Source organism: Pseudomonas sp. E102 (genome assembly GCF_052660185.1).
The window spans coordinates 3483082-3504033 of the sequence record NZ_CP084025.1 but is presented as its reverse complement, the minus strand read 5'-3'; the positions used below and the strand labels follow the sequence as shown (position 1 = coordinate 3504033).

General features: G+C 59.8%; 20 protein-coding genes and 2 pseudogenes. 15 read left to right on the top strand and 7 right to left on the bottom strand.

Annotated elements, in window-relative coordinates; translation table 11 throughout:
* Positions 1–8 precede the first annotated feature (8 nt).
* The 3 genes and pseudogenes from DOCECA_RS16030 to DOCECA_RS16020 form a co-directional block, all read right to left on the bottom strand.
* On the bottom strand, positions 9–326 hold the full coding sequence (locus tag DOCECA_RS16030) for a helix-turn-helix domain-containing protein (protein WP_060740988.1): 318 nt from the start codon (positions 324–326) through the stop codon (positions 9–11).
* Between the two features lie 82 nt (positions 327–408).
* Positions 409–516: pseudogene (locus DOCECA_RS16025) on the bottom strand (AraC family transcriptional regulator); the annotation flags it as partial.
* Positions 517–551: 35 nt separating this feature from the next.
* Positions 552–1535, bottom strand: a complete 984-nt coding sequence (locus DOCECA_RS16020) for a hypothetical protein (protein WP_445570791.1) — start codon at positions 1533–1535, stop codon at positions 552–554.
* Positions 1536–1846: 311 nt separating this feature from the next.
* On the opposite strand from DOCECA_RS16020, the gene DOCECA_RS16015 reads away from it, so the two are divergent.
* Together DOCECA_RS16015 and DOCECA_RS16010 are read left to right on the top strand one after the other, a co-directional pair.
* Positions 1847–2272, top strand: coding sequence for a helix-turn-helix transcriptional regulator (locus tag DOCECA_RS16015; protein ID WP_434560243.1), 426 nt, complete (start codon positions 1847–1849; stop codon positions 2270–2272).
* 13 nt (positions 2273–2285) lie between these two features.
* Positions 2286–2531: a type II toxin-antitoxin system Phd/YefM family antitoxin gene (locus DOCECA_RS16010; protein WP_434560241.1), complete on the top strand. Its 246-nt coding sequence runs from the start codon at positions 2286–2288 to the stop codon at positions 2529–2531.
* Here DOCECA_RS16010 and DOCECA_RS16005 read toward each other — a convergent pair.
* The 4 genes and pseudogenes from DOCECA_RS16005 to DOCECA_RS15990 all read right to left on the bottom strand — a co-directional run bounded on the left by DOCECA_RS16005 (position 2506) and on the right by DOCECA_RS15990 (position 5364).
* Positions 2506–2694, bottom strand: coding sequence for a DNA-binding protein (locus DOCECA_RS16005; protein ID WP_445570790.1), 189 nt, complete (start codon positions 2692–2694; stop codon positions 2506–2508). The two genes, DOCECA_RS16010 and DOCECA_RS16005, sit on opposite strands and share 26 nt — an antisense overlap.
* A gap of 165 nt (positions 2695–2859) precedes the next feature.
* A pseudogene (locus tag DOCECA_RS16000) lies at positions 2860–3304 on the bottom strand (BRO family protein); the annotation flags it as partial.
* Between the two features lie 63 nt (positions 3305–3367).
* Positions 3368–4615, bottom strand: coding sequence for a ribonucleotide-diphosphate reductase subunit beta (locus DOCECA_RS15995; protein ID WP_024776511.1), 1248 nt, complete (start codon positions 4613–4615; stop codon positions 3368–3370).
* A 485-nt stretch (positions 4616–5100) separates the two neighbouring features.
* Entirely contained in the window at positions 5101–5364 is a 264-nt protein-coding gene (locus DOCECA_RS15990) for a DUF2790 domain-containing protein (protein ID WP_420767509.1), read from the bottom strand.
* Positions 5365–5784: 420 nt separating this feature from the next.
* On the opposite strand from DOCECA_RS15990, the gene acs reads away from it, so the two are divergent.
* The 13 genes from acs (at position 5785) to astE (ending at position 20848) form a co-directional block, all read left to right on the top strand.
* Positions 5785–7740 (top strand): acetate--CoA ligase, encoded by a 1956-nt coding sequence (gene acs, locus DOCECA_RS15985; protein WP_420767508.1) that lies wholly within the window; start codon positions 5785–5787, stop codon positions 7738–7740.
* 708 nt (positions 7741–8448) lie between these two features.
* Positions 8449–9222, top strand: a complete 774-nt coding sequence (locus DOCECA_RS15980; protein WP_445570789.1) for an ABC transporter substrate-binding protein — start codon at positions 8449–8451, stop codon at positions 9220–9222.
* An 89-nt stretch (positions 9223–9311) separates the two neighbouring features.
* Positions 9312–10001, top strand: coding sequence for an ABC transporter permease (locus tag DOCECA_RS15975; RefSeq protein WP_420767506.1), 690 nt, complete (start codon positions 9312–9314; stop codon positions 9999–10001).
* Complete coding sequence (locus tag DOCECA_RS15970; RefSeq protein ID WP_420767505.1) at positions 9998–10696, top strand: ABC transporter permease; 699 nt, start codon at positions 9998–10000, stop codon at positions 10694–10696. Before DOCECA_RS15975 ends, DOCECA_RS15970 begins: the two co-directional genes overlap by 4 nt.
* 56 nt (positions 10697–10752) lie before the next feature.
* The gene (locus DOCECA_RS15965) at positions 10753–11517 is read left to right on the top strand and encodes an ABC transporter ATP-binding protein (RefSeq protein ID WP_434560239.1); all 765 of its coding nucleotides are present in this window, start codon (positions 10753–10755) and stop codon (positions 11515–11517) included.
* A 112-nt stretch (positions 11518–11629) separates the two neighbouring features.
* Complete coding sequence (gene argR, locus DOCECA_RS15960; RefSeq protein WP_420767503.1) at positions 11630–12610, top strand: transcriptional regulator ArgR; 981 nt, start codon at positions 11630–11632, stop codon at positions 12608–12610.
* A 357-nt stretch (positions 12611–12967) separates the two neighbouring features.
* Complete coding sequence (locus DOCECA_RS15955) at positions 12968–14188, top strand: aspartate aminotransferase family protein (protein ID WP_420767502.1); 1221 nt, start codon at positions 12968–12970, stop codon at positions 14186–14188.
* A 234-nt stretch (positions 14189–14422) separates the two neighbouring features.
* Complete coding sequence (gene aruF, locus DOCECA_RS15950; RefSeq protein ID WP_420767501.1) at positions 14423–15442, top strand: arginine/ornithine succinyltransferase subunit alpha; 1020 nt, start codon at positions 14423–14425, stop codon at positions 15440–15442.
* 47 nt (positions 15443–15489) lie between these two features.
* Complete coding sequence (gene astA / locus DOCECA_RS15945; RefSeq protein ID WP_420767500.1) at positions 15490–16515, top strand: arginine N-succinyltransferase; 1026 nt, start codon at positions 15490–15492, stop codon at positions 16513–16515.
* The gene (astD, locus tag DOCECA_RS15940) at positions 16512–17981 is read left to right on the top strand and encodes a succinylglutamate-semialdehyde dehydrogenase (protein ID WP_445572174.1); all 1470 of its coding nucleotides are present in this window, start codon (positions 16512–16514) and stop codon (positions 17979–17981) included. The genes astA and astD overlap by 4 nt, the downstream gene beginning before the upstream one ends.
* A gap of 143 nt (positions 17982–18124) precedes the next feature.
* A complete protein-coding gene (astB, locus tag DOCECA_RS15935; protein WP_445570788.1) occupies positions 18125–19471 on the top strand; it encodes an N-succinylarginine dihydrolase in 1347 nt (448 codons plus the stop codon).
* Positions 19472–19540: 69 nt separating this feature from the next.
* Positions 19541–19828 carry a hypothetical protein gene (locus DOCECA_RS15930; RefSeq protein WP_003178862.1) on the top strand — a complete coding sequence of 96 codons (288 nt, stop codon included), beginning with the start codon at positions 19541–19543 and terminating at the stop codon, positions 19826–19828.
* Positions 19829–19840: 12 nt separating this feature from the next.
* On the top strand, positions 19841–20848 hold the full coding sequence (astE, locus tag DOCECA_RS15925; protein ID WP_445570787.1) for a succinylglutamate desuccinylase: 1008 nt from the start codon (positions 19841–19843) through the stop codon (positions 20846–20848).
* Positions 20849–20952 lie beyond the last annotated feature (104 nt).

Here is a 20952-nt window from a genome sequence, read left to right as displayed (position 1 = left end):
AAACGGTGTTATTCGATCATCGCGTAATCAGGCCGCCCCATCGGGTCCGGCGTCGCACCCTTGATGTTCATGCCGCGCCCCGGTGCGAAGCCGGGGAAGAACACCAGGCCCTCGGCCTCCAGGCGAAAGGCCAGGGCCAAGCGGGTCACATCGAGCAACTCGCCACCAGCCTCGAAGCGGCGGATAGCCTGGACCGATACACCGGATTGCCGGGACAGCTCCTCGACACTCCAGCCCAGCATGGCTCGGGCCTGCGCACTGTGGGCGGGGGTGAATTGATAGACAGCGATGCGTTCCAGGGTGGTTTTGATTGCGAGAGAGGCCATGGGGTGCTCCAAAGCTGTGGGATTCGAAAGTACTGTGTTTTTGTACAGTTGTTTTGAGTCCCGATCAATCTCATTTTTTTGATCAATGACCGGCGGTCATCTCCAGCCAGGTGCTCGGTGCATGGCCGAGCGTCTGGCGAAACATGGTGGAAAACGCCGCTGGGCTGTCATAGGCCAGGTCCAGGGCAATGGGTTTACGCAGGCTCGTACGGGCTTTCAGCCGGATCAGTCTTCAGCCAACCCCGGCGCTTCCCGAATAATGAAGTGATCCAGGTTCTCGATATTGGCACTGAACACCCCGAACGTTTCTTCGGGGTTCTTCTTGCTCGGCACCTGCTTCAACTCCGGCGTGACGCCATAAAAGAAGCAATACAACGGCGCAGCACTGTCGATGGCGTGCTTGATCTCTGCCAGGAACGCCTTGCGCTTGCGGTAGTTATCGATCAGCTTCTTGCTCAGGTAAACGTTGACCGAGTAAGGTTTTTTCTTCGCCTCGTCCGGCTGCTTGAACCAGACCTTTGCTTCGAAGTCGATGCGAAAGCTCAGGGTGTAATCCTTTATCTCCTTGATCTTGCCCCAGTAAATCAAGCCCTTATTGTCCTGCAAATACTCGATCTTCTTGAAGAACGATCCGTAGGGCGCCGTGTGCTCGCCAATCTTCAACGGCATGCGCTTGAGCAGGTCCTTGTTATCGAAATTCGAAACGAAACATTCCACCGGGTGGGCGAAGACACTGGTTTTGTCCGGTGTTGAATCCTGCGCGGAATGAGCGTTATCACCGTGGGAAGATACGGATGAGAGCGTAGGCCGATTCGCTTCAACGTTGTCAGACGGGGCGGACGGCTTGCGCACGTACTGACGCCGAGTCAGTAACAACTCCGACGGAAAATGCTCCTCGCGGTCGTCATCTGCTTCAACGCTTTGCGCATCAAGCCCTGGCGTTTTCGGACTGACATAAGGGCAGCCTTCGATATGCTGGGTCGTCGGCTGATTCTTGAAATGCGGCGTGCGGATGTAATTGACGTTCTTGGCATTGAACGTCGTCAGCCGATTCCCCTCATCAAACGCCGCCCGACAGGCATCGTTGGGGCACTGAAAGCGCTCCTTGGCCGAATCGAAGGCCATGGTCTCGTCGAAATTCAGGTCCCGAACGTCATAGATCGAAAGCTTGGCATCGAGGCTGAGGCAATAGGCGGTGTCGAATTTCATCGGGGCTCGGGTCCGTGAGAGGAAGTGTATTAATACCGAAGGACGTGGCGGGCTGCACCCAAAGTTTCAACCCACCAAAGAACTCCTGTGGGAGCGAGCCTGCTCGCGATTCCCAAACCCAACCCAACCATCAAGCCTGCCGCCCACCTGTGCCCTGACATCAACACGTGGCGAGGGTGCTTGCTCCCGCTGGGCTGCGAAGCGGCCCCTTTTCCGGTCCCAGATTGACGTAATCGGTATCATAATACCGGTTATGGCCTGACCTTCCGGATAACCGGCATTATATTGCCGAAACAACAAATAGAATTGCGATGAAAGAGAACACGGGTGAACGACGCAGGGCGATCATTGACGACATCGTCATGCAACATGTGACAGGGACCCAAACCCTGGGAACCTCTATTCGCCGGCTGAGACTTGAGGTTACTGGTCTCGACCAAGAGACGTTCGCAGTTATGTGCAAGATGTCGACAAAGGCTCTCTACCAGATCGAAAAGGACAAGGGTAATCCGAGCATCAGCACCCTCGACGCGATCCTGAGAAAGTTTGGACTGCGCTTGGGGTTGATGGCTGCTGTACCTCTTTACACGCCGCCACCCCGACCGCAAAAACCGGACCCCAAAGCGCCCGCTCGCGGCGCCAACCCTAAACGAAAGTCCACAGAGCAGCCCGGTAGAGTTGCTACTCTCAGAGCCACTAAAAAGGTAAAGGGTGGCGAGAATGGCCCAGGCGAATGAGCGAAGACGGTGTATGAGCGAACAGGTTCAAGTAACCCTGCACGAAGCGAGGTCCCAGCTCTTACAACTGGGTGCGCGTGCATGGCAGGGCGACAGAGTGGTGATCACCAAGGCCGGCAAGCCTTATCTGGATCTGCTGCCTCATGTCGATACACCGCAGGCGCGCAAGCCTGGGCGGTTAAAGGGGCAGATTCGGATGCCGGCGGATTTCGACCGCACCCCTGAGGACATCCTCAAGGGTTTTGAGTGCCGGCTCTGACTGTAGGTAAATCCTCTTGATCTGAGATTTCAGCAGATACCTCAGCCATGCACGCCTCGTCGAACTCTCGCATGGTGACCTCGTTGATAGCGCCGATTTTCAGCAGCGCTTCGGCCGAGCTGTGAATCGACTCGAAGGCCTCACTTCTTATCTTTTTCGTCATTACATATCCCCATCAATTCTTTTCTATCAACAGACGCTGAAGCTCTCAGAGCCTACACCCGTGGCGAGGGAGCTTGCTCCCGCTGGGCTGCGCAGCAGCCCCAATTCAATATTCCCAACAAAAAAACCGCCGCCCGAACACGGACGGCAGCTAATGATTGAATACTCAAAACCCTCGCAAAAACCGAGAAGCTTTTCGCCACCAAGACTCATGCTGACTAAACGGATCATCCACCAGCACCGCCGGCATATCCCGCAAGCGAATCCATGGTTCATCCTGCCAGTGCAGCATGCAGAGCGACATCTTCGGCCAATCCAACACGCTCAATGTAGGCCGTTCCACCTTATGGGAGTAGCGTTCATCCCGCAGGGTTGGCACCACCTGATGCGTGATCCACTCACGCAGCAATCGATCTTCAGGCAGTAGTGATAAACCAGCAATGCATAGACGCCTGACTCGCTCAGCATCAGACGTTCTTCGGTCAAGCCGTGGACATGCACGAGCATGATCCGGCGCTGGACAGGATCAAGCTTTCGGTCATGCGCTCATCGAGGTGCTTGCTCATCAAGCGCCCCAAATCGGAGGCGCTGAACCAAGCCTGGTTTTGAATGTAAAAAACCCCGCTTTCACGGGGTTTTCAGTGACGCATGCAGCCTAGGATTTTCCTTTCGAATCAATCCCAGCTCAAAGCCCCACCCGTTTGATACTCAATCACGCGCGTCTCAAAGAAGTTCTTCTCTTTCTTCAAGTCCATGATCTCGCTCATCCAAGGGAACGGGTTGGTCGTTCCTGGATACTCTTCCTTCAAGCCAATCTGCGACAGACGACGGTTAGCGATGAACTTGAGGTAGTCCTCCATCATCGCCGCGTTCATGCCCAGCACGCCGCGAGGCATGGTGTCGCGGGCGTATTCGATTTCCAGTTGGGTCCCTTGCAGGATCATCTGGGTCGCTTCTTCCTTCATCTCGGCGTCCCACAGGTGTGGGTTTTCGATTTTGATCTGGTTGATCACGTCGATGCCGAAGTTCAGGTGCATGGATTCGTCGCGCAGGATGTACTGGAACTGCTCGGCGACGCCGGTCATTTTGTTGCGGCGGCCCATGGACAGGATCTGGGTGAAGCCGCAATAGAAGAAGATGCCTTCCAGAACGCAGTAGTAGGCGATCAGGTTGCGCAGCAGCTCTTTGTCGGTTTCCGGGGTGCCGGTTTCGAACTTCGGATCGGAGATCGAACGGGTGTATTTCAGGCCCCAGGCGGCTTTCTTCGCGACCGATGGGATCTCGTGGTACATGTTGAAGATTTCGCCTTCATCCATGGCCAGCGATTCGATGCAGTACTGGTAGGCGTGGGTGTGGATCGCCTCTTCGAACGCCTGGCGCAGGATGTACTGGCGGCATTCCGGGTTGGTGATCAGGCGGTACACGGCCAGGACCAGGTTGTTGGCAACCAGGGAGTCGGCGGTAGAGAAGAAGCCCAGGTTGCGCATTACGATGCGGCGTTCGTCGTCGGTCAGGCCTTCCGGGTTTTTCCAGAGGGCGATGTCGGCGGTCATGTTGACTTCTTGCGGCATCCAGTGGTTTGCGCAGCCGTCCAGGTACTTCTGCCAGGCCCAGTCGTATTTGAATGGCACGAGCTGGTTGAGGTCGGCGCGGCAGTTGATCATGCGCTTTTCATCGACGGCGACACGGGCGGAGGCGCCTTCGAGTTCGGCGAGGCCTTCGGCGACGTCGAGTTTGTCGAGGGCCGCCTTGGCGCGAATGATCGCGGCCGAGTCGCTGGCCGTCACGGCGCGGGCTTCGAGGGCGGCGGCACCGCCGGCGCTGTCGAGGCGGTCCATGTTGGCTTCAGAAGCGTGGCCGGCGTTGGCGCCTTTTACGGCAACTTCGCCGTCTTCTTTGTCGAATTCGTCCCAGCTCAGCATGACGTGTCGTCTCCTGCGTGAGGGCCAGATGCCCGATAAGGCCTATTGGCCGCGGTGGATCTTGAAAAATCGTTTGTTGCAGCAGCTGACGCAGGCAATAAACAGAAAAATGTACGGGTCATTCCGGAGCGGCGGTAGAGCGGGAAGGCGATTGCCCCCTGCGTTGGCTCCAGGCTGGCGTGATCCCTGTAAGGGAATATTGCAGGCCCGTTTAAGGCGGCATTATAAGGACTTTTTTGCCTACGTGGTGCGGCGAAATAGCTCACGGGAGGGGTGGTGAGGGGCGTATCCGCATGGGAGCGCGGGTTTACAAGGCTTTGACCGCTGAAGTTTTTTTTCGCATGGATAGGGTGACGACTTTTTTTGATCACAAAATGATCGATTTTTGCCGTTTTGCACTACATGTTGTGTTTTCTGGCGCTTTTTGGTGGCTCCAGACACAACCAGGCCCGATCGGTATCGGGCCGTGGGATTGCTGGTTGTGATCAGCTGTCGGAACAACCGTTGCCCAGGACGCGGTAGCGCAGAATGTGGCGTTGGCCCTTGGAGTCTTCGTATTCCATTGTTGCCGGGACCACTTCGCAAACGTTCGGGATCGTGCTCATGGAAAGGACCTTGGCAATGTCCAAGTGGCTGGAGTAGGTGTACTCCTCGATAGCCGGTTTTTGCTGCGCGAGATCGGTCGGGGTTTCGTCAGCCATCGCGGTGGTGCAGAGGCTGCCGAGGACCAGAACCCATAAAGCTTTCATCTGTATTTCACCTTTGTTGAGGTCGAGTGGGGGCACGCAGCCTTTTTGGGGCTGCGTGTGGAGCGAGTTTTGGAAGTTGGATCAACGGCCTTCGTGGGGGCTGTGTTGCGTCAATCGTGTTTGCCGGTTGGCGAGGTGGATTTTAGAAGTTGGGGGCGGGGGCAAACAGACTCGGTTTTGATAAACACTGTTGGTTGATCTGGTAACAATCGGCTGACTTTTCGTTGGATCGATGATGGCTGACCCAGCGCCTTCGCGAGCAGGCTTGCTCGCCACATGAAGATATCTTCAAGTGCGTTTGCCAGTTAGTACCGACATTTTGTAGGGACTTGTTACTACCATCGTCGAATGGTTCTATAGGCCCGCCCCGGGCTACAACGGGATCATACAAAAACAACTATTGTCACCGAGGTAAGAAAGATGAGTGCGGCTTCTGTGTATCCCGTTCGTCCCGAGGTAGCGGCCAATACGCTGACTGACGAGGCGACCTACAAGGCCATGTACCAGCAGTCGGTCGTCAACCCGGACGGCTTCTGGCGCGAGCAGGCCAAGCGCCTCGATTGGATCAAGCCTTTCACCACGGTGAAGCAGACTTCTTTCGACGACCACCATGTCGACATCAAGTGGTTTGCCGATGGCACCTTGAACGTTTCCTATAACTGCCTCGACCGACACCTGGCCGAGCGCGGCGATCAAGTCGCGATCATCTGGGAAGGCGACGATCCTTCCGAGAGCCGCAATATCACCTATCGCGAGCTGCACGAAGAAGTCTGCAAGTTCGCCAACGCCTTGCGCGGGCAGGACGTGCATCGTGGCGACGTGGTGACCATCTACATGCCGATGATCCCCGAGGCCGTGGTCGCGATGCTGGCCTGTACCCGCATCGGTGCGATTCACTCGGTGGTGTTCGGCGGCTTCTCTCCTGAAGCACTGGCCGGCCGGATCATCGACTGCAAATCCAAAGTGGTGATCACCGCCGACGAAGGCATTCGTGCTGGCAAGAAAATCCCGCTCAAGGCGAACGTCGACGATGCGCTGACCAACCCGGAAACCAGCAGCATCCAGAAAGTCATCGTGTGCAAGCGCACGGCGGGCAACATCAAGTGGAACCAGCACCGCGACATCTGGTACGAGGACCTGATGAAGGTCGCCGGCACCGTATGCGCGCCGAAGGAAATGGGCGCCGAAGAGGCCCTGTTCATCCTCTACACCTCCGGTTCCACCGGCAAGCCCAAGGGCGTGCAGCACACCACGGCTGGCTACTTGTTGTACGCCGCGCTGACCCATGAGCGGGTGTTCGACTACAAGCCAGGCGAGATCTACTGGTGCACCGCCGACGTGGGCTGGGTCACCGGCCACAGCTACATCGTCTATGGCCCGCTGGCCAACGGCGCGACCACGGTGCTGTTCGAGGGCGTGCCGAACTACCCGGACATCACCCGGGTGGCCAAGGTGATCGACAAGCACAAGGTCAATATTCTCTACACCGCGCCTACCGCTATTCGCGCGATGATGGCCTCTGGCACCGCCGCCGTCGAAGGCGCCGATGGCAGCAGCCTGCGCCTGCTGGGTTCGGTGGGTGAGCCAATCAACCCGGAAGCGTGGGATTGGTACCACAAGAATGTCGGCAAGGAGCGTTGCCCGATCGTCGATACATGGTGGCAGACCGAAACGGGCGGTGTGCTGATCAGCCCGTTGCCAGGCGCTACGGCGCTGAAGCCAGGTTCCGCTACTCGGCCGTTCTTCGGTGTGGTGCCGGCACTGGTGGACAACCTCGGCAACCTGGTCGAAGGCGCTGCCGAAGGCAACCTGGTGATCCTCGATTCGTGGCCAGGCCAGGCGCGTACCCTGTACGGCGACCATGACCGTTTTGTCGATACCTATTTCAAGACCTTCAGCGGCATGTATTTCACCGGCGACGGTGCGCGTCGCGACGAGGACGGCTACTACTGGATCACCGGCCGGGTGGATGACGTACTCAACGTGTCGGGTCACCGCATGGGCACCGCCGAGATCGAGAGCGCAATGGTCGCCCACCCGAAAGTCGCCGAAGCGGCGGTCGTGGGTGTGCCGCATGACATCAAGGGGCAGGGCATTTATGTCTACGTCACCCTCAATGCCGGCGAAGAAACCAGCGAGGCCCTGCGTCTGGAACTGAAGAACTGGGTGCGCAAGGAGATCGGTCCGATTGCTTCGCCGGACGTGATCCAATGGGCACCGGGACTGCCGAAGACCCGTTCCGGCAAGATCATGCGCCGCATCCTGCGCAAGATTGCCACGGCGGAATACGACGGTTTGGGTGATATTTCCACCCTGGCCGATCCGGGTGTGGTGGCGCACCTGATCGAGACGCACAAGACCATGAACGTCGCCTGACGGTCGCATGTAGTACCCAAGAGCCCCGCCCGGTATTTGCCGGGCGGGGTTTTTTTATGGGCGCGCTGGGAGGGCTTGAAGTGTGGTGCCTTTGTGGCGAGGGAGCTTGCTCCCGCTCGGCTGCGCAGCAGTCGTAAACCGGTCAATGCGGTATGCCTGAACAAACGCGGTGCCTGGCTTTTGGGGCTGCTGCGCAGCCCAGCGGGAGCAAGCTCCCTCGCCACGGGTTTGATGGATGAATAAATATCGGCGTTCAATGTAAGAAGCGTCTGAACGTTACCGACGTTTCGAAATGTGTAACCAAAGGCGCCACAACGGGGCGATGTGAAACGCCAAGCCCCGTCGCAGGGCGTTTTCACGCATCTCGAAAAACAAGCCGACACGCTGTGCTTGCCGGATTAGAAGGGTTTGCCAATAATGGGCCCGCTATTTGCAGCATGGATCGGTTCCCTTTCCTTTGCTCTTGCATGTATTTGCGGGGCTGTCAATGTGCTCGAACAGCTTTCTCGGTGCTTCTGTAATTTGTTGTCGCATTGAAGAAATATCGGCTTCGGGCCTGTCGTTAGAATGCCGATCACTCGCTCGTCGTGGCCTGCGTTGAATAAAATGCGCGCTTGTCGGACGCAGCACCAAAGTTCGTTCCACCCATTCGCATATTGGGCTGTTGCTCACTCTGCCGTTTTCGCCCTTTACCGATGGAGTCCCAAGATGAAGAAACTTGTGCTGCTTGGCGCCCTGGCACTGTCCGTGCTGTCCCTGCCGACCTTCGCTGATGAGAAGCCCCTGAAAATCGGTATCGAAGCCGCTTACCCTCCGTTTGCCTCCAAGGCTCCGGACGGCAGCATCGTCGGCTTCGACTACGACATCGGCAATGCGCTGTGTGAAGAGATGAAGGTCAAGTGCGTGTGGGTCGAGCAAGAGTTCGACGGCCTGATTCCGGCGCTCAAGGTACGCAAGATCGACGCGATCCTGTCGTCGATGTCGATCACTGAAGATCGCAAGAAATCCGTTGATTTCACCAACAAGTACTACAACACCCCGGCCCGTCTGGTGATGAAGGCCGGCACCCAGGTCAGCGACGGCCTGGCCGAGCTCAAGGGCAAGAACATTGGCGTGCAGCGCGGTTCGATCCACGAGCGTTTCGCACGTGAAGTCCTGGCCCCGCTGGGTGCCGAGATCAAGCCGTACGGTTCGCAGAACGAGATCTACCTGGACGTCTCCGCCGGTCGCCTCGACGGCACCGTGGCCGACGCCACGCTGTTGGATGACGGTTTCCTGAAGACTGACGCGGGCAAAGGCTTTGCGTTTGTTGGCCCGGCCTTCACCGATGTCAGATACTTCGGTGACGGCGTGGGTATCGCGGTTCGCAAGGGTGACGCGTTGAAAGACAAGATCAACACTGCAATCGCTGCCATTCGCGAGAACGGCAAGTACAAGCAGATCCAGGATAAATACTTCGCCTTCGACATCTACGGCAAGTAACACGTCCCGCCACTGCGGCGAAATGGCGCAAGCAACAGGATTTCTGCGGTTTGCGCCATTTTTTCATCCCACTTTCGAGGACCTGAATCATGTTGAAAGGCTACGGGGCTGTCATCCTCGATGGCGCATGGTTGACGCTTCAGCTCGCCTTGTCGTCCATGGCCCTGGCCATCGTCCTGGGGTTGATTGGTGTCGCGCTGCGCCTCTCGCCGGTGCGTTGGCTGGCGTGGCTGGGCGACCTGTATTCGACGGTAATCCGCGGCATTCCGGACCTGGTGTTGATCCTGCTGATTTTCTACGGCGGCCAGGACTTGCTCAACCGCGTGGCGCCGATGCTTGGCTATGACGACTACATCGACCTGAATCCGCTGGCGGCCGGTATCGGCACCCTGGGTTTCATCTTCGGCGCGTACCTGTCGGAAACCTTCCGCGGCGCGTTCATGGCCATCCCCAAGGGCCAGGCGGAGGCGGGCATGGCGTACGGCATGAGTGGGTTCCAGGTGTTTTTTCGGGTGATGGTGCCGCAAATGATCCGACTGGCGATCCCGGGCTTCACCAACAACTGGTTGGTACTGACCAAGGCCACCGCGCTGATTTCCGTGGTGGGCCTGCAAGACATGATGTTCAAGGCCAAGCAGGCGGCGGATGCCACCCGCGAGCCTTTCACCTTCTTCCTCGCAGTGGCGGCGATGTACCTGGTGATCACCAGCGTTTCGTTGCTGGCATTGCGTCACCTTGAGAAGCGCTACTCGGTAGGCGTAAGGGCGGCTGATCTATGATCTTCGACTACAACGTCATCATTGAAGCCTTGCCGCTGTACTTCAACGGCTTGCTGACCACCCTGAAGCTGTTGGCCTTGTCGCTGTTCTTCGGCCTGTTGGCGGCGCTGCCCCTGGGGCTGATGCGGGTGTCCAAGCAGCCGGTCGTCAACATGACGGCGTGGCTCTACACCTATGTGATTCGCGGCACGCCGATGCTGGTGCAGTTGTTCCTGATCTATTACGGGCTGGCGCAGTTCGCTGTCGTGCGCGAAAGCTTCCTCTGGCCGTGGCTGTCCAGCGCGACGTTCTGTGCGTGCCTGGCGTTCGCCATCAATACCAGCGCCTACACCGCCGAAATCATCGCCGGCAGCCTGCGGGCCACGCCCAACGGTGAGATCGAGGCGGCCAAGGCGATGGGTATGTCGCGCTACAAGCTGTATCGCCGGATCCTGCTGCCCTCGGCCCTGCGCCGGGCGCTGCCGCAATACAGCAACGAAGTGATCATGATGCTGCAGACCACCAGTCTCGCGTCCATCGTCACCTTGATCGACATCACTGGTGCCGCGCGCACGGTGAATGCGCAGTACTACTTGCCGTTCGAGGCCTACATCACGGCCGGCGTGTTCTACCTGTGCCTGACCTTCATCCTGGTGCGCCTGTTCAAGCTGGCCGAGCGCCGCTGGCTGGGTTACCTGGCCCCGCGCAAGCACTGATAACGCATCGATCCGATCGACTGCTCAACGATTGACGTTTTGTGAGAACCGACCGCATGTACAAGCTTGAAGTCCAAGACCTGCATAAACGCTATGGCAGTCATGAAGTGCTCAAGGGCGTGTCCTTGAAAGCCGCCGCCGGCGATGTGATCAGCATCATCGGCTCCAGTGGCTCCGGCAAGAGTACCTTCCTGCGTTGCATCAACCTGCTTGAGCAACCCCATGCCGGCAAGATCTTGCTCAACAACGAAGAGTTGAAGCTCGTAGCAGGCAAGGACGGCGCCATGAAGGCCGCGGACCCAAAGCAACTGCAGCGCATGCGTTCGCGGTTGTCGATGGTGTTCCAGCACTTCAACTTGTGGTCCCACATGACCGCCCTGGAAAACATCATGGAAGCGCCGGTGCATGTATTGGGCGTGGCCAAGGCCGAAGCGCGGGAGAAGGCCGAGCACTACCTGAACAAGGTCGGCGTGGCCCATCGCAAGGACGCCTACCCAGGCCACATGTCCGGCGGCGAGCAGCAGCGCGTGGCGATCGCCCGGGCCCTGGCGATGGAGCCGGAGGTGATGCTGTTCGATGAGCCGACTTCGGCCCTCGACCCTGAATTGGTGGGCGACGTGCTCAAAGTGATGCAGGCGTTGGCGCAGGAAGGCCGGACCATGGTGGTGGTGACTCATGAAATGGGCTTTGCCCGCGAAGTGTCGAACCAGTTGGTATTCCTGCACAAAGGCATCGTTGAAGAAAGCGGCAACCCACGGGAAGTGCTGGTCAACCCGCAATCGGAGCGCCTGCAACAATTTCTGTCGGGCAGCCTCAAGTAATCGCTCCCGTTACGCACCGGATTGGATCATGCTGCGCGCCATGCGCCAGATGGTCTAGTTTGGTTGCAGCCGCTTTCGGCTTTAACACTGTTTTCGCTTCGGATTGCCCGCCATGACTGCCCATCGAATAGGTTTCCTGATTTGGCCCAGCACTAAAGCCTTGACGCTGGCGCTGGCCGAGGAGGCCTTGCGTGTCGCCCAGCGCGTGCATCCGGACGTGGTCTACGAATTGTCGTTCCTGCAAGCCGAGCCACCGGCCGAGGGCGCTTGGCAGTTACCCGGTGAATCCTGGGTCGGCAAGCTCGAAGGTCTTCAGAAACTGTTTCTGGTGGCCGACGAGCCACCAACGACGCTGGCCTCGCCGCTGAGCAGCGCCCTCAAGCAATTGGTGCGCGCAGGTTGCGTCATCGGCGGTTTGTCCGCTGGCGTCTATCCGCTGGCGCAGTTGGGTTTGCTCGATGGCTATCGAGCTGCCGTTCACTGGCGCTGGCAAGATGACTTCTCCGAGCGCTTCCCCAAGGTCATCGCCACCAGCCATTTGTTTGATTGGGACCGCGATCGCCTGAGCGCTTGCGGCGGCATGTCGGTGCTTGATCTGCTGTTGGCGGTGCTGGCCCGGGACCACGGCGCCGAACTGGCTGGCGCGGTGTCGGAAGAACTGGTGGTCGAGCGCATCCGTGAAGGCGGCGAGCGCCAGCGTATTCCGTTGCAGAACCGCTTGGGTTCCAGTCATCCGAAGCTCACCCAGGCCGTGCTGTTGATGGAAGCCAACATCGAAGAGCCGTTGACCACCGACGAGATCGCCCAACATGTGTGCGTGTCCCGCCGGCAGCTGGAGCGGATCTTCAAGCAGTACCTTAATCGCGTGCCGAGCCAGTATTACCTGGAGCTGCGCCTGAACAAGGCCCGGCAGATGTTGATGCAGACCAGCAAATCCATCATCCAGATCGGCCTGTCCTGTGGTTTCTCCTCGGGGCCACACTTCTCCAGCGCCTACCGCAACTTCTTCGGCGCGACACCGCGGGAAGATCGCAACCAGCGGCGTAGCAGCAGCCCGTTCGAATTGTCTTCGGTGCCGTCCGAGCGCGGCTAATGGTAAGACTGCGGATAGAGCGGTCAACACAAAAACTGTGGGAGCGAGCTTGCTCGCGATGACGGAGTGTCAGTCAATGCTGAAGGTGACTGACACTGCGCCATCGCGAGCAAGCTCGTTCCCACAGGTGTTTTGTGCCTGGCAGCGGAAATGTGGATGCAGGTGCCTCAAATACACCGGCAACGTTTAAACTGCGCCATTGCGACGCTATTTGTCGCATTGCCGTAAACCCGCGCAAAACGTGGGTTGGCGCTATAAGAAGTTGTCGCTTGGCGGCAAGGCCGGGCTGAAAACTGTCCTTACAATCCTTACCCAGCTCGCCAGTTCCAGGCGGGTGTTCCTCTTCAGGAGACTCCGATGTCCGTTGAGCAAGCCGCGGTACAACGCGCCGATTTCGACCAGGTGATGGTTCCCAACTATGCACCTGCAGCCTTCATTCCTGTGCGTGGTGCCGGTTCCCGCGTGTGGGACCAGTCCGGTCGCGAGCTGATCGACTTTGCGGGCGGTATCGCGGTCAACGTACTGGGCCATGCCCACCCGGCGCTGGTCGGTGCACTGACCGAGCAGGCCAATAAGTTGTGGCACGTATCGAACGTGTTCACCAACGAGCCAGCTCTGCGCCTGGCGCATAAACTGGTCGATGCGACCTTCGCCGAGCGCGCATTCTTCTGCAACTCCGGCGCCGAAGCCAACGAGGCCGCTTTCAAGCTGGCCCGCCGGGTCGGGTTCGATCGGTTCGGCAGCGAAAAATATGAAATCATCGCCGCGCTCAACAGTTTCCACGGCCGGACGCTGTTCACCGTCAACGTAGGCGGACAGTCGAAGTACTCCGATGGTTTCGGCCCTAAAATCACTGGCATCACCCACGTTCCTTACAACGACCTGGCGGCTCTGAAAGCGGCGGTCTCGGACAAGACCTGCGCCGTGGTGCTGGAACCCATCCAAGGCGAGGGCGGTGTGTTGCCGGCCGAGTTGGCCTACCTGCAGGGCGCCCGTGAACTGTGCGATGCACACAACGCACTGCTGGTTTTCGACGAAGTGCAGACCGGCATGGGCCGTAGCGGCGAGCTGTTCGCCTACATGCATTACGGCGTGGTCCCGGACATCCTCACCAGCGCCAAGAGCCTGGGCGGCGGTTTCCCGATCGCGGCGATGCTCACCACCGAAGCGCTGGCCAAGCACCTTGTCGTCGGCACCCACGGCACCACCTACGGCGGCAACCCGCTGGCCTGCGCGGTGGCCGAAGCGGTAATCGATGTGGTCAATACCCCTGAAGTGCTCAATGGCGTCAAGGCCAAGCACGACAAATTCAAGACCCGGCTGTTGCAGATCGGCGAGAAGTACGGCCTGTTCACCCAAGTGCGCGGCCTGGGTCTGCTGATCGGTTGCGTGCTGAACGACGCCTGGAAGGGCAAGGCCAAGGACATCTTCAACGCCGCCGAACAGGAAGGCCTGATGATCCTGCAAGCCGGCCCGGACGTGATCCGCTTCGCTCCGAGCCTGGTGGTGGAAGACGCCGACATCGACGCCGGCCTGGACCGCTTCGAGCGGGCCGCGGTGAAGTTGACCCAAGGCTGAAGCTGGACTGGATCCCTTGTGGGAGCGAGCTTGCTCGCGATGGCGGCGGATGAGCCAGTATCAAAGTGACTGACACACCGCTATCGCGAGCAAGCTCGCTCCCACAGGAGTCTTGCAGTGGCTGAAAAATCGAAGACCGCCGCAATGTAGTCATGGGCCAGGGTATTCGTTTAGTTTTTTTCTGTGTATCGATCTTACGGTCGAACCCTTTATTTCAAGTTAAGGAGTGACACCATGCTGGTGATGCGCCCCGCGCAAATGGCTGATCTGGGCGAGGTACAGCGTCTGGCTGCGGACAGCCCGATCGGTGTCACTTCCTTGCCGGATGACGTGGAACGCTTGAGCGACAAGATCGCCGCAAGCGAGGCCTCGTTTGCCGCCGAAGTCAGCTTCAATGGTGAAGAAAGTTATTTCTTCGTTCTCGAAGACACCGCCACCGGCAGATTGGCCGGCTGTTCGGCCATTGTCGCTTCGGCGGGTTATTCCGAACCGTTCTACAGCTTCCGCAACGAGACCTTCGTCCACGCTTCCCGTGAGCTGAAGATCCACAACAAGATCCACGTACTCTCCCAGTGTCACGACCTGACCGGCAATAGCTTGCTGACCAGCTTCTACGTGGTCCCGGAACTGGTGGGTTCGCCGTGGTCGGAGCTGAACTCGCGCGGGCGTCTGCTGTTTGTCGCCAGCCACCCGGAGCGTTTCGCCGATTCGGTGGTGACCGAGATCGTCGGCTATAGCGACGAAAACGGCGACTCGCCATTCTGGGACGCCATCGGTCGCAACTTCTTCGACCTCAACTATGCCGCAGCCGAGCGCCTGTGCGGGTTGAAAAGCCGGACCTTCCTCGCCGAGCTGATGCCGCATTACCCGATCTACGTGCCGCTGTTGCCGGATGCCGCCCAGGAAGCCATGGGCCAGGTCCACCCGCGCGCGCAGATCACCTTCGACATCCTGATGCGCGAGGGTTTCGAGACCGATCACTACATCGACATCTTTGACGGCGGCCCGACCCTGCACGCTCGCGTCTCGGGGATCCGCTCGATCGCCCAGAGCCGCGTGGTGCCGGTGAAGATCGGCGAAACCGTCAAGGGCGCCGGGCGGCAGTACCTGGTGGCCAATGCCCAACTCCAGGATTACCGCGCCGTGTTGCTCGACCTCGACTACGCGCCAGGCAAACCTGTGACGCTGGACATGGAAGCAGCCGAAGCCCTGGGTGTTGGCGAAGGCGCCAGCGTGCGCCTGGTAGCGGTTTAAACAGCAGTTTTCGCGGGTGGCATGAGCGGCCCGTTCGAGGAGATAGCATGATCGTTCGTCCCGTACGCAGCAGCGATTTACCCGCTCTGATCGCCCTGGCCCGCAGCACCGGCACCGGCCTGACCACCTTGCCGGCCAATGAAGAGCGTCTGGCCCATCGGGTTGGCTGGGCCGAAAAGACCTTTCGCGGCGAAGCTGGGCGTGGTGACGCGGACTACCTGTTCGTGCTCGAAGACGATGACGGTCGCGTGGTGGGTATTTCCGCCATCGCAGGCGCCGTGGGGTTGCGTGAGCCTTGGTACAACTTCCGGGTTGGCCTGACAGTCAGTGCTTCCCAAGAGCTGAACATCTATCGGGAGATCCCGACGTTGTTCCTGGCCAACGACCTGACGGGCAATTCCGAGCTGTGCTCGCTGTTCCTCCACGCGGACTACCGCAATGGCCTCAATGGCCGGATGCTGGCGAAGGCGCGGCTGCTGTTCATCGCCGAATTCCCACAGCTGTTCGGCAACAAGATCATCGCCGAGATGCGCGGCATGTCCGACGACAACGGGCGCTCGCCGTTCTGGGAAAGCCTGGGCCGGCACTTCTTCAAGATGGAGTTCAGCCAGGCTGACTACCTGACCGGGGTCGGTAACAAAGCGTTCATCGCCGAGCTGATGCCCAAGTTTCCGCTGTACACCTGCTTCTTGTCCGAGGACGCCCGGGCCGTGATCGGCCAGGTCCATCCCGACACCGAGCCGGCGCTGTCGATGCTCAAGAGCGAAGGATTCAGTTACCAGGGCTACGTCGACATCTTCGACGCTGGCCCGGCCATCGAGTGCGAGACCGGCAAGATCCGCGCGATCCGCGACAGCCAGGCGCTGGTTCTGGCCGTTGGCACGCCCGGCGATGACGCCACGCCATTTCTCATTCATAACCGCAAATGCCAGGACTGCCGCATCACGGCGGCGCCGGCGCGTTTCGCCGCGGGCACCCTGGTGGTCGATCCACTGACCGCCAAACGTCTTCAACTCAACGCTGGCGACCAGGTGCGTGCCGTGGCGTTGTCTGCCGCTCGGGAGTCGAAATAATGAAATCGTTGTACATCGCTGGAAGTTGGCTGGAAGGCCAGGGCGACGTCTTTGAGTCGTTGAACCCGGTGACCCAGCAAGTGCTGTGGTCTGGAAAAGGCGCGACGGCGGCGCAGGTGGAGTCCGCCGTGCAGGCGGCGCGCCAGGCATTCCCGGACTGGGCGCGACGCTCGCTGGATGAGCGCATCCAGGTGTTGGAAGCGTTCGCCGACACCCTGAAGACGCACGCTGACGAATTGGCCCGTTGCATCGGTGAGGAAACCGGCAAGCCCTTGTGGGAAGCCGCCACCGAAGTCACCAGCATGATCAACAAAGTCGCCATCTCAGTGCAGAGCTACCGCGAGCGCACCGGCGAGAAAAGCGGCCCTCTGGGCGACGCTACCGCCGTGCTGCGCCACAAGCCCCACGGTGTGGTGGCGGTGTTCGGTCCTTACAACTTCCCTGGTCACTTGCCCAACGGGCACATTGTGCCTGCGCTGCTGGCGGGCAATTGCGTGTTGTTCAAGCCCAGTGAGCTGACGCCGAAAGTCGCCGAGTTGACGGTCAAGTGCTGGGAGGAGGCGGGCCTGCCGGCAGGCGTGTTGAACCTGGTGCAAGGCGCGCGGGAAACCGGTATTGCCCTGGCGGCGGAACCAGGGATCGACGGGCTGTTCTTCACCGGGTCCAGCCGTACCGGCAATCTTCTGCACCAACAGTTCTCCGGTCGCCCGGACAAGATCCTCGCCCTGGAAATGGGTGGCAACAATCCGTTGGTGGTCGATGAGGTGGCCGACGTCGATGCGGCGGTGTACACCATCATCCAGTCCGCATTCATTTCCGCCGGCCAGCGCTGCACCTGCGCGCGCCGCCTGCTGGTGCCGGAAGGCGCCTGGGGCGATGCCTTGCTGGCGCGCCTGGTGCAGGTCAGCTCGACCCTCGACGTCGGGGCCTTCGACCAGCAACCGGCGCCGTTCATGGGCTCGGTGGTTTCCCTTGCCGCCGCGAAGGCTCTGATGGATGCGCAAAACCATTTACTGGGCAAGGGCGCCGTGCCGCTGTTGGCCATGACCCAGCCGCAACCCCAGGCTGCGTTGTTGACGCCAGGGATCCTCGATGTCACTGCCGTGGCCGAGCGCCCCGACGAGGAATTGTTCGGGCCGTTGCTGCAGGTCATTCGCTACAAGGATTTCGCGGGGGCGATCAGCGAAGCCAACAATACTCAATATGGCCTGGCCGCCGGCTTGCTTTCGGATTCCCAGGAACGCTACGAGCAGTTCTGGCTGCAAAGCCGCGCCGGTATCGTCAACTGGAACAAACAACTGACCGGCGCCGCCAGCAGCGCGCCGTTCGGCGGCGTTGGTGCCTCGGGCAACCACCGCGCCAGCGCTTATTACGCGGCGGATTATTGCGCGTATCCGGTGGCTTCCCTGGAAACGCCGAGCCTGGTCATGCCGGCGAGCCTGACGCCTGGCGTAAAAATGGTGTAGTCCGTTTCGCGAGCAGGCTCGCTCTCACAGGGATTTGCACAATCCATTGTGGGAGCGAGCCTGCTCCGGGCGGCGATCCGACGAAGCCCGCACTGCGGTCTTTACTGATGCCTATAAAAACAGATTCTCGTGGAGCCTCGCTGATGAAATCCTATGAAGTCAACTTTGACGGTCTGGTGGGGCCGACCCATAACTACGGCGGGCTTTCCTACGGCAACGTCGCCTCCCAGAGCAACAGCCAGCAATCTTCCAACCCCAAGGAAGCGGCATTGCAAGGCCTGGCGAAAATGAAAGCGCTGATGGACATGGGGTTCCAGCAAGGGGTGCTGGCGCCGCAGGAGCGCCCGGACGTAGCGGCTTTGCGCCGGCTGGGCTTTGCCGGCAGCGATGCCCAGGTCATCCAGCAGGCAGCCAAAGAAGCCATGCCGCTGCTCGTTGCCAGTTGCTCGGCCTCGAGCATGTGGGTAGCCAATGCCGCCACCGTCAGCCCGAGCGCCGACACGGCTGACGGTCGCGTGCATTTCACCGCCGCCAACCTCAACTGCAAATACCACCGCAGCATCGAACACCCGACCACCAGTCGCGTGCTGGGGGCGATGTTTGCCAACGCGCAACACTTCGCCCACCACGCCGCATTGCCGGCGGTGGCACAGTTCGGCGACGAAGGCGCGGCCAACCACACGCGTTTCTGTCGCGCCTATGGCGAAGCCGGTGTCGAGTTCTTCGTGTTCGGTCGCAGTGCATTCGACAGCCGTTTCCCTTCGCCACAGAAATACCCGGCGCGCCAGACCCTCGAAGCGTCCCGCGCCGTCGCCCGCCTGCACGGCTTGAGCGAAGAGGGCGTGGTCTACGCCCAGCAGAACCCGGCGGTGATCGACCAGGGGGTTTTCCACAACGACGTGATCGCAGTGGGCAATGGCGAGGTGTTGTTCTATCACGAGGATGCGTTTCTCGAGACCGACACGATGCTGGCCGAGCTGAGCTGCAAACTCGCCAAGGTTGGTGGGAAATTTCAGTCGGTGTGTGTACCGCGTTCGGCGGTCACCGTGGATGACGCGGTGCGTTCCTACTTGTTCAACAGCCAATTGCTGTCGCGTCCCGATGGCTCGATGCTGTTGATCGTGCCGGAAGAGTGCCGCAGCAACGAACGCGTCTGGCAGTACCTGCAAGGCCTGACGGGTTCTGGCGGGGTCATCCGGGAAGTGAAGGTCTTCGACCTCAAGCAAAGCATGCAGAACGGTGGCGGCCCGGCGTGCCTGCGGTTGCGCGTGGCGTTGAACGAAACCGAGCTGGCCGCCGTCAACCCAGGGGTTATCATGACCGCGCCGCTGTACGATTCGCTGACCCAGTGGATCGAGCGCCACTACCGCGACCGCATGGCCGAAAACGACCTGGCGGACCCGCAGTTGCTGCTTGAATGCCGGTCGGCCCTGGATGAGCTGACACAAATCCTTAAACTTGGCTCGGTCTATCCTTTCCAGATCAATTGAAAGCGCGCGCGACCTGACTACAGTCAAAGCAGGGCGCGTTGCCTTATCCCCAGACGAGAATGTAAAAACATGAGCGATACCCTGCAGCTGATTCTTGAAGACACCGACGGCACGCAACTGGAAACCTCCTGCACCCGCGTCGCGGTGATGTGGCAGGGCAAGGAACTGTGGATCCAGCAGGACGGCCGTGGTCAGTTGCTGATCGGCGTCGACGTGGAGGAAGGAGACGAGGAATACGCCAACCTGCTGTTGCGTCCGTTGGCGACCAACCTGGTCAGCCTGCAACTGGAAATGGAACCGGCGGACGTCGGCGACGATGACCATGTCCATGGCCCGGATTGCGGCCACGACCATTAAGGAAACCGCATTATGCTCGCCCTCGGCAAACTGCTTGAACTGACCCTCGCCGGCCGTGAACCGGCGGAGAAGACTCAACTGACTGTCGAAGGCGTACGGATGCGCTGGCTGAGCGAGGGCGCGCTGGAGGTCAAGCCGCCCGAAGCCCGGGATAATGGCCTGGACCTGCTGCTGTCGGCGGGTATTCACGGCAACGAAACCGCGCCGATCGAATTGCTTGACCGGCTGTTGCATGACATTGCCCGTGGCGACCTGAAGCCCCGGGCGCGCATTCTGTTCCTGTTCGGAAATCCCGAGGCAATCCGTCGCGGCGAGCGCTTTGTCGAGCAGGACGTCAACCGGCTGTTCAATGGTCGTCATGAGTTGAGTGGCGGGCCCGAGGCGTTGCGCGCCTGTGAGCTGGAGCGCCTGGCCGCAAGTTTTTTCAGCGTGCCGGACCGCAGCCGTCTGCACTACGACCTGCACACCGCCATTCGCGGCTCGAAGATCGAGCAGTTCGCCCTGTACCCCTGGAAAGAAGGCCGCCAGCACTCACGCCGTGAACTGGCGCGCCTGCGCGCGGCGGGCATGGAAGCGGTGTTGCTGCAGAACAAGCCCTCCATCGTATTCAGCGCCTACACCTACGACCAGCTCGGTGCCGAGTCCTTCACCCTGGAACTGGGCAAGGCCCGGCCGTTCGGGCAAAACGACGGCGTCAACGTCAACTTGCTGGAAACCCGTCTGCAGCAGATCATCGAAGGCAATGAGCCCGAGCTGGAGGACAGCCTGGACGGCCTGAAACTGTTCAGCGTGGCGCGGGAAATCATCAAGCACAGCGACAGCTTCCGCCTGAATCTGCCCGCGGACATCGAGAATTTCTCGGAGCTGGATAAAGGCTATGTGCTGGCCGAAGACATCGCCCAGACCCGCTGGGTGATCGAAGAAGAGGGCGCCCGGATCATCTTCCCGAACCCCAAGGTGAAGAATGGTTTGCGGGCCGGCATCCTGATCGTGCCAGCGACTGACGAAAACTTGGCCTGACCCGAATCTCACGCACGCCGCTGAACCCCTGTGGGAGCGAGCTTGCTCGCGATAGCTGAGTGTCAGCGACAAGGATGTCGGCTGGAGCACCGCTATCGCGAGCA